Origin of the sequence: Bradyrhizobium sp. HKCCYLRH3061 (assembly GCF_051168015.1) — a bacterium.
GTDB lineage: Bacteria > Pseudomonadota > Alphaproteobacteria > Rhizobiales > Xanthobacteraceae > Bradyrhizobium.
Genome location: NZ_JBNPUE010000043.1, coordinates 1 through 1,094 on the forward strand (window position 1 = coordinate 1; position 1,094 = coordinate 1,094).

The 1,094-nt window shown below is 69.0% G+C and carries 1 protein-coding gene; it reads left to right on the forward strand.

The genetic code is table 11. From position 1 onward, the window contains the following. The coding region (locus ACQR2C_RS32605) for a chemotaxis protein CheA (protein WP_434882965.1) at positions 1 to 1,094 on the forward strand (1,094 nt) is incomplete at both ends.

Consider the following 1,094-nt stretch of genomic DNA (forward strand, 5'->3'; position numbering starts at 1 on the left):
CGGCTGGTGCACACGATCAAGGGGACCTGCGGTTTCCTCGGCCTGCCGCGGCTCGAGGCGCTGGCGCATGCCGCCGAGACCCTGATGGGCAAATTCCGCGACGGCATGCCGGTCACCGGCGAGGCCGTGACGCTGATCCTCACCACCATCGACCGCATCAAGGACATCCTGGGACAGCTCGAGGCCAACGAGGCCGAGCCCGAGGGCGAGGACCGCGACCTCATCAGCGAGCTCGAAGCCATGGTCGAGCGCGGCATGGCGGCCATGGCCGCCGGCGAGGCCGCGCCACCGCTCGCGCCCGCGGCGCCCGAACCGCCGCCCAAGCCCGCGGTGACGCAGGGCTCGTTGATCGACCAGACGCTGGAGCGTCCGCTGCGTCCGGGCGAGGTGTCGCTCGACGAGCTCGAGCGCGCCTTCCGCGAGACCGCGATCGAGATGCCGCCCGCGCATGAGAAGGCGCCTGAGCCCAAACCCGCTGCCCCGGCGCCGGTCGCCAAGGCCGGGCCTGCCAAGGCGGAAGCAGAGAAGGCCGAGCCGAAGAAGGCGGCGCGGCCGAAGGCCAATGCCGACGGCGAGGTGCACGAGAACGACAAGGTCGCCAACCAGTCGATCCGCGTCAACGTCGACACGCTCGAACATCTGATGACGATGGTCTCCGAGCTGGTGCTGACGCGCAACCAGCTGCTTGAGATCGCCCGCCGCAACGAGGATACCGAGTTCAAGGTGCCGCTGCAGCGGCTGTCCAACGTCACCGCCGAGCTGCAGGAGGGCGTCATGAAGACGCGCATGCAGCCGATCGGCAATGCCTGGCAGAAGCTGCCGCGCATCGTCCGCGATCTCGCGACCGAACTCGGCAAGCAGATCGAGCTCGAGATGCACGGCGCCGACACCGAGCTCGACCGCCAGGTGCTCGACCTGATCAAGGATCCGCTCACCCACATGGTGCGCAACTCCGCCGATCACGGCCTGGAGACGATGGCCGAGCGCGCCGCGGCCGGCAAGGCCGAGCAGGGCACCATCCGGCTCTCCGCCTATCATGAAGGCGGCCATATCATCATCTGCATCGCCGACAACGGCCGCGGCCTCAACACCGA